Annotated in this window: 4 protein-coding genes and 2 pseudogenes; 1 reads left to right on the forward strand and 5 read right to left on the reverse strand. The window is 37.6% G+C overall.

Features of this window, described 5'->3' with window-relative positions; translation table 11 throughout:
- A pseudogene (locus tag BACFIN_RS23775) lies at window positions 1-206 on the forward strand (transposase); the annotation flags it as partial.
- A 117-nt stretch (window positions 207-323) separates the two neighbouring features.
- Here BACFIN_RS23775 and BACFIN_RS21025 read toward each other — a convergent pair.
- The 5 genes and pseudogenes from BACFIN_RS21025 to BACFIN_RS02465 form a co-directional block, all read right to left on the reverse strand.
- A pseudogene (locus BACFIN_RS21025) lies at window positions 324-1,314 on the reverse strand (PD-(D/E)XK nuclease family transposase).
- A 189-nt stretch (window positions 1,315-1,503) separates the two neighbouring features.
- Window positions 1,504-2,706 carry a DUF1735 and LamG domain-containing protein gene (locus tag BACFIN_RS02480; RefSeq protein ID WP_007757389.1) on the reverse strand — a complete coding sequence of 401 codons (1,203 nt, stop codon included), beginning with the start codon at window positions 2,704-2,706 and terminating at the stop codon, window positions 1,504-1,506.
- Between the two features lie 11 nt (window positions 2,707-2,717).
- Window positions 2,718-3,743, reverse strand: a complete 1,026-nt coding sequence (locus tag BACFIN_RS02475; RefSeq protein ID WP_007757390.1) for a glycoside hydrolase family 18 — start codon at window positions 3,741-3,743, stop codon at window positions 2,718-2,720.
- A 27-nt stretch (window positions 3,744-3,770) separates the two neighbouring features.
- A complete protein-coding gene (locus BACFIN_RS02470; RefSeq protein ID WP_022275023.1) occupies window positions 3,771-5,342 on the reverse strand; it encodes a RagB/SusD family nutrient uptake outer membrane protein in 1,572 nt (523 codons plus the stop codon).
- A 24-nt stretch (window positions 5,343-5,366) separates the two neighbouring features.
- Window positions 5,367-8,645: a TonB-dependent receptor gene (locus BACFIN_RS02465; RefSeq protein ID WP_007757392.1), complete on the reverse strand. Its 3,279-nt coding sequence runs from the start codon at window positions 8,643-8,645 to the stop codon at window positions 5,367-5,369.
- Window positions 8,646-8,770 lie beyond the last annotated feature (125 nt).

Raw genomic sequence — 8,770 nt, forward strand, 5'->3', positions numbered from 1 at the left:
ACCACTAATCTTATTGAAAATCTGAATGGGAAAATTAGAAAGTACACCAAAAAATAAGCTATCATTTTCCAAAATGATGATGCACTGAAAAATCTGTCTATCTGGCCATTAACGAAATCGAAAAGAAATGGTACCAACCTATTTGGAATTGGGCATTGATATTTAACCAATTTATTACTATATTTGAAAACAGGATTCAAGTATAAAACCCGAATCCTGAAGTTTTCTATTTACACAAAATTGTGGACAGTGCCTATTTGTGACGAGAGTTTTTTATTAGTATACATTTAAACAAATGATTATAAAATGTCCAATATACTAAATTATAATTGTTCAATTTCTTCGATCGCAAGTCCTGTATATTTAATAATACTGTTAACAGGCACTCCGTCATTCTTCATTTGACGAGCGATATTATACTGTTCTTCTTTTCTTCCTTCTTTTCTTCCTTCTTTTATACCTTCTTTTATACCTTTTTCAATCCCTTTTCTTGTCCCCTCCTCTAAAGCAATCCGGCACCTTTCTTCAGCCGCCCGACGTTCGTCTTCTTCCACAATCTGACTCACACTATAGCGGTCTACCGCTTTATCATAAGCGATACGATTCTCCTCCGACAGATTTGCTACTGCCGCCAATTTTGCCAAATGTTCAAACACCTGGTCTTTCAATGCATCAGGCATTCTGCTCCAATTACTCATGTTCTTCAATGCATAAATTAATTTATCATATAAAGTATTACAATCCGCCAATTCTTTTGTAAAATAGGGGAACTGCAAATAGATTTGGCGAAAATGGGGATTTACCACAGCTCCCGAATCCTTATCCGAGACAACCGTATCCGTACGGAACTTTTCCTCCAATCCCGCTTCCTTGAAATTCATTAAGAAAACACCATAAACAGTAGAAAGTTGATAACGTTTTCCATAAGGAACAAATTCTTCTTTCACCAACATTCCATTTTCATCCCGATTCTCGGGTATCGGAATATGTTTGGGAAGAGGATTTTCTATCTGACGGCTCACGGCACGGCAAACATAATAAAGTGTACGGTCCAGAAAATGGCTATGCCAACGATTCTGCATTTCCACAATTATAAATTCACCACTATCAGTACGACAATATAGATCATAAATAATTCCCTTGTCATGAATATTATCCGCACGATCCTCCTTATCCAGAAAAACAAGGTCCTCAATATGATGCTCTCCGGCAAGCAATTCATTCAGTAGAATTATAAGAAGCTCCTTACTGGCAGGCTGACCGAAAATTATCTTAAACCCCTATATCTGTAAAAGGATTGACGTATCTAGACATATTACATAACTTTTGTATATGACAAAAATAGCACATATATTTGGATATCCATACATTGGGAGACTTTATTTTTCCGAAATACCTCCTGTTTGTATATAAACCTACATCGATTAAAATTAAAAAGAAGCCTAAAAGTCCCTTTATCTAACTTTTAGGCTTCACACTATTGTTTAAATATCTTTATTATAACTATTCAGCAGTATTATCAGGACAACGCACTCCTTCTACAAACCTAAGATTTCCCCAACCAGCAAAAGTAGCATTGTATCCATTACCAGTAAGATCGGTTACAACCTTAGCATTATCCTCAGCAGGTTCATTGAATCTCCAATAAGCAACCAACCCATCAGTTAAAGGATCCACCCAACATACGTTATTCTTCAAATCAGCAGCTGAACGGGCGACAGCCCATACACGTGCCTCGCTGACATACCCATTCATATAACGGTCATCAGCAGCTGATTGTCCAATATAGAATGCGGCATTTGCATCCTGCCCGTAAGCGTAGGTTAAATCAACAGTACCTCGTGTATCCGGAAGTTCTCCTTGTAATTCTCCATTAACATAAATAAACTTTTTACCTTGTGAACCATCATAAACACAAGCTAAGTGCACCCACTTATCATTAGGCAAAACATCTCTGGAATCGATAGCTGGACTTCCACCACTCAATTGCAGTTTCCAACCCTCTGTATTACTGCCTGCCGTACGCAAACAGAAGTTCTCTTCCAATCCCATAACAGAGAAGCACCATTTTCTACTTGTAGGTGTCATCTTCTTAAAACGTACCCGAGCTTCAAACGTTACATTTGGCAATGCCGCGGTATTATATTTTGATTCTTTCCTAAAATCAACCTTAAAATATTCCGCAGTATTAGACAAATCAGCCGCTTGTGTTATGATAACTTGATTAATAACGATGTATATAGTACGCGAGCCTTCTATGACAGAAAGATTCTTATCAGACACTCCCGCAATACTTACCGGAAGCACATAAGTCGTACCCTCTTTCAATAGTTCGCGACTGATAATACTTAAACGTACACCTTCTGAAGAAATGCTTTTTCCATTTTCAATTATCAAGCTTGTATTTTCCAACTTATAAGATTTTTCAGGAAGTAATTCATAATTCTTCTTATACTCCTTATTAAACGATTCTACCAATTCCGGAGTAGACTTCATCATTACTTCCACATTATTCCCCATTGCATTAGATGAAGCAACCTTAATACCAATCACTGCCGGTAAATCATCAATCGTCAAATTAGCAACCGGAGATAATTTATCTGCTCCTACAATATACACTCCTTCATAATATTCCTGACTTTTCTGGCAAGACATCATTAAAAAGGAGAACAGAGCCAATAGTGCATATTTTATATTCTGTTTCATTTTTTCAAATATTAATGTTCATTCATTATTCTGATAGCCTCACGTGTCCATTTGTAATTAGGATTAGAGCGGTAGTCATTTTCCATGTGATATGTACCACAACCTCCTTTACGAGTAGCCAATTTACCTTCATACATAGGAAGAAAACGTGCCATACCTTCCAGTGACGGTACTGTACCTCCCTCTCTTAAAGTATGCGAAACCCCTCCATTCACATATTTTCCACCTTCAAATGTCTCTGCAAAGATATACTGTTCTGGTTTCCAACCATTCTGAGCAGCATTATCAAAGCGCCTCTGTAAATCAGAATACGATGAAGAATTATATGACTGCACAACACCATAATTAAAGTACTCAGCCAGTCCTTGTTTCAAATGATAAGGCACACCATCGATAATCAACAAGTTACGAGTTCCGGATTTTGGCCCAATATACTTACCCAATGCTTTTACAAAAATTTCCATATTGTCCATATAGTCAGGCCACATATATGAAGGTCCAACCAAAGGACCATTGAACGGAACTCCCGGGAATTCTTGATATCCAGGCTCATAATCAAGGTCAATACCTTGATAACCATACTTATACATTGTATCAACTAATGCCTTGGCATATTCTTCTATTCCCTCCGAGGTTGCAATTTCATGATTCTCTCCAGACATAAATTCATCAGGAATTTTGTGAGCGAAGATCGTATATGTCACCCGAGTTCCTTTCACATCCTGCACATAACGCAAATCTTCTATTTGAGCCGGACTTAAATTCTTATAATCACCCCATATAGAAATAATATCCACACTATCAGGTACACTGCTCAAGAAGTTTATCATATCAGCAGAGTTAGCTGTCCATCCGCCAAACCAGCCAAAAAAGACTTCATGATCATTCCTAGCTTTATATGCTCTCAAATTTTCCCAATATTCTTCAGACATATTATCAGGAACTACTATATCCAAAGCTTCTATATCCGTATTGCACGATATAATCCCCGTGCCAATCATCACAGAAACAATTATATACATTAATAATTTCTTCATATCGTTTATTATAAATAATACTTATTACTATTTGTCTGCTAAATCCCACCATAAACGAGTTGCTCCGGTATCCGGACCGTTCAATAGTTTTATAGCCTTTTCTACTTCATCCTTATTCCCCAGATATTCAGAATAAGGGAAAGGAACACGGCGGATCTGTATAGAAGTACTAATAACACCGCCACTTTCGTTATTGACAATCTCATATATTTTAGGATATCCTGTACGACGGAATTCGCTCCATGCTTCCTGTCCTAATGGATACATTGCAATCCATTTCTGGGTAATAATCTGTTCTAACTGTTTTTTTGTACTGTTCGTATTCCAAACAACCGTAATATCAGATGGCGCAGGCGCGGAAGGGCTAGCCTTAAATCCAGGATATCTTGCCGGGACTTTAGTACTGACCAGATAATTTTCCACATTTTTGACTCCATGCTGTTCAAAAGAAGCACGTATTCCGGATTTATAAAGAGCCTCCGGAGTACCTTTCATATCCCATTGCTTTAAGGCTCCTTCCGCCCGTAAAAAGAAAACTTCAGCCGCAGTCATCCAGATGTAAGGTGTTCCTTGTTGTATATTAGGTTTAGACAACCCCTCGTCACCTTTAAAAATATCTCCATTCTTATGTCCATTACGCAACCCTCGATAATTGCCATTAGAAGACAACGCAAAAAACACAGCTCTACGAGGATCCTCAAAACCATTCAAATAAGCATCCATAGTGGCACCCATTACATCCTCTTCGTAACCTTCGGCACTACTAATACTGTGAATAGGATTGTTATAGGTAAACGAAAGGTTAGAATTGGACTGCATTGTCGGATTGTTGTCATTACTTTCAATCACCCCATACGGATGAGCAACTGCTGCTTCAGCTATTTTCTGAGCATCCTCATAAACAGCACTTATACGCATCGCCAAACGTAATTTCAGAGAATTTGCAAAACGAATCCAATTCGGGATATTACTATTAAAAATCAGGTCAAATTTAACAAGGGCTTTAGAACTCGGATTAGCCTGATCAAATTTAACCAAGATATCAATGGCATGATCAAGTTCCTTAAAGAATGATTCATAGATAGCCTGTTGTGAATCATAAGGGACGGGATTTGTCAATCCAAATTTCAAGTAGGGTAATGGACCATACATATCCGTAGCTTTATGCATAGCTTCCACCTTTACAATTTCACCAACAGCAAAAAGAACAGATGTAGAATCCACTTTCTGACGCAGAATATTCCAAGAAGACAAAAATTCCACAAACGCACTTTTAAAAGGAGCATCCTTCCATTCATCAGAAATAGCGTAAGTAGTACCATTTGCTCCCCCTCCCCAGTTCTGCGTTCCTGCAAAATATCCAGAATACATATTACCAAAAAGGTCCTCCGAGCGCTGAAACAAGTTAACATCTTCAGGAACTACCCTACGCTGCATCGTCGTGAGATAACTACCCCATAAATTATCTTTGTCTAATTCTTCTTCCTGAATTTTATCAGGATCCAGATTAATCGTATCAGACATACAGCTTCCTAACAAAAAACAGGAAATAAGCATCAGGAAACAAATATGTGAGATGTTATAGATTTTGTTTTTCATTTTCTTCTTTTTAAAAAATTAAAATCAAAAGTTAACTTTTACACCAAAACCGAAACTACGCAAACTAGGAGGCATAAAATAATCGAAACCTTGATAATAAGTCCCTGTATTAGCCGTAAGTTCCGGATCGAATGGGGCTTTATTGTAGAACATCAACAGGTTATGTCCCGTCAAAGAAAGAGAAATATTTAACTTTTCTCCAAACCATTTTGATGGAAGCATATATGATAATGACATTTCACGTAAACGAACATTGGTTGCACTATATACATAATGTGCCAGCAAACCGGTCTTACCTGAAGCAACAGTTCCATAATACTGTTCCGCATCCAGTTTTCCTTTATTCACCACTACACCTTTATTATCACGTGCATCTGCTGTTTGCTGAGACACTCCAAACTGATCCATCAGAGCCTGTGTAGCCGAGATAACTTCACCGCCAACACGTGCGTCAATCAAGAAATCAAGTTCCAGCCCCTTCCAAGAAAAGCTGTTTCTAAAACCTAAATTATATTTTGGAGCCGCAGAACCTACTTTGATGAAAGTATTTTCTTCTGCCGACACGCCCCCATTAGTAATAAGAATGTTTCCATGCAAGTCCTGTTTCAGTTTAGTCGCATAAATGTCAGACATACTACCACCTTTTTTCAAAATCATTCTATATGAATCAGCAGTGGCCACAGAAAACTCTGTCGGTGACTTTACGGTCATACCCGTAGTGCGGTCGGTTACATATTCAGGAAGTAATTCTTTAATCTCATTACGGTTCATTGAATAAATCAAGTTTGAATTCCACTGTACAGGTCCCAGATCTTGATTAAAACCAACACTCAATTCAATACCCCAGTTATTTACCTTACCGGCATTTTCATAAGCAAAAGCATACCCTGTACTAGGCGGTAGCTCATATTTAAACAATTGGTTATAAGTGTTTGAATTATAATATGTTGCTGCGATATTCAATTTATTTTGGAACAAACGCAGGTCCATACCGAACTCGAATGCCTTGGTCATCTCCGGTTTTAAATGACTGGCAGGCGTAAAATTGGCACTTGTTGCATTACCATTCTCCAATGCTACCGTAGCATAAGGAAGGTATGCGCTTGGAGGATTACCAACTTGTGCATATGATCCACGAATCTTCCAGAAAGAAATGATCTTTTCCGGCAAAGGAAGTATTTCTGACAATATGACTGAAAGACCAGCTGAAGGATAACATACATATTCTTTAGATGTACCTACCAATGTAGAAAACCAGTCTATACGTCCTGTGACATCTGCATAAAGAAAGTTCCGATAACCGATTTCAGCTTTACCATAGATGGACTGTGTCTGGGTATGTAATTCGGATTTGTTATAATTACTTTCCGTAGAAGGTATATTACTCGGGTGAAAGAAATTAGGCACCCCTACTAAATTGCCTTCAAACGTATCCGATTTATATTTCTCATCATAAAAGCTCCCTCCTAAATTTACCAACAGATGATAATTTTCACCGAACTTCTTATCTACATTCACTAAGAAATCAAGATAAGTTGAAGTATTCTTATCTTCTTGATTCATATAATTTCCTTGAGATTTTGCGAATAACCCATCTGTAGATGCATACAGTTTACGTTCGAAATCAGTATAAGCATTATCAATACGGGCACGTCCGATAATATTAAGCCAATTGGTTATATTCCATTTCATTGACAATGAAATGATATAACGATCTCTGTCGGTATTGAACATATTACGGTTGATAATCCAATACGGATTTTGCATACCCAATCCCTGATTACCATAAGGCCAATATTGAGTCTTGAAATTTCTGTCGGCATCATATCTTTCATAAACAGCATATTTATTTATATCGTCACTTGGTGGAAACAAATAAATTGGTACCAAAGGATTATAATACATACCCTGCCCATTACTGTTCTGATTATTCTGTTTAATATAGAATAATCCCATATCCATACTCAAAACATTCTTCACAATATCCCAAGAATTACGGAATGTAAAGTTGTAACGGTTGTATTTATTATTGTCAATAATACCCTCTGAGTTTACAGCTCCAAAAGATATATGAGTCTGATTAGTTTCCGTTCCGGTCGATACGGCAATAGAATTCATCGTATTGAAACCTGTCTGGAAGAAGTCCAATGGGTTATATGTAGAAGGTTTCTCCAATTTATCTCCCCAACTCTTGAATTCACCTTCCTTACGTCCGTATGTATTCTGAAATTCCGGAGTAACGAAAGGTCTTGAGAAACTAGTGCTGTTAGAGTAACTTATTCTAGGCTTTCCAATTGCACCTTTTTTGGTTGTAATCAATATCACACCGTTAGCTCCTCTGTTACCATACAAAGCCGCTGCAGAAGCTCCAGTCAAAACTGACATACTTTCTATATCTTCCGGATTGATATTAGATATACCGTCACCATCAGCTACTTCAACAGACTCATAAAAATTATCGGATTGTTTGGTCCTTAACCCCTGCATTGGAATACCATCCAAAACATATAATGCATTATTTTCACCAAACAAAGATTTCGTTCCACGCATGACAACACGGGAAGATCCACCGGTTCCCGATGAACTCTGATTGATAGTCACACCTGCAATCTTACCGGAAAGACTATTTACAAAGTTAGCATCTTTCACTTTTGTAATACCGGCTGCTTTTATTTCCTGCACATTGTACGTCAAAGCCTTAGCTTCTCTCTTGATACCCAATGCGGTTACTACCACCTCGTCCAGAGCTTGCGCATCTTCACTCAACACAATATCCAACGGGGTCGCATTTTTTACCGTTACCGACTGAGCTGCATAACCAACATACGAGAATTCAAGAATATCTCCAACGGAAACATTCAAAGAAAATCTCCCGTCCAAATCAGTCACCGTACCGTTAGAAGTACCTTTCACCAATACACTGACACCAATTAACGGCTCTCCCAAGGCATCTTTTACCGTACCTTTTATCTGAATAGCCTTAGCAGTCTGGTTAACTTTATTTGATTTAGACAATATTATTTGTTTATCAATCACAGTATACGATATATCCGTCCCTTTGAATATATCATCCAGAATATCAGTAATTTTTCCGGATTTACTTCTTACAGACACAATACGACTCTTTTGAATCGTCTCATCATTATAGAGGAATACGTAGTCAGAAGTCTCCTCGATTTTGTTCAGTACCTGTTCTACAGATACATTACTCATAGAAATGGCAATACGCATTCGTTGGGCGTAGCTATTTTCAGCAGAAAGCTGTAATACCACTAGGAAAAGTAGTGTAAGACTGATCCTCATAATTAAAGGAAGTTTTAGATTTAAAGCATATTTAGAACATAATGCAATAAATGAATGATTTTTTTTTCATACATTTGCGGCTAACTAAAGTTTATTACTAAATGAACTATGGTTTGATTCCGGTT

Source organism: Bacteroides finegoldii DSM 17565 (assembly GCF_000156195.1).
GTDB lineage: Bacteria > Bacteroidota > Bacteroidia > Bacteroidales > Bacteroidaceae > Bacteroides > Bacteroides finegoldii.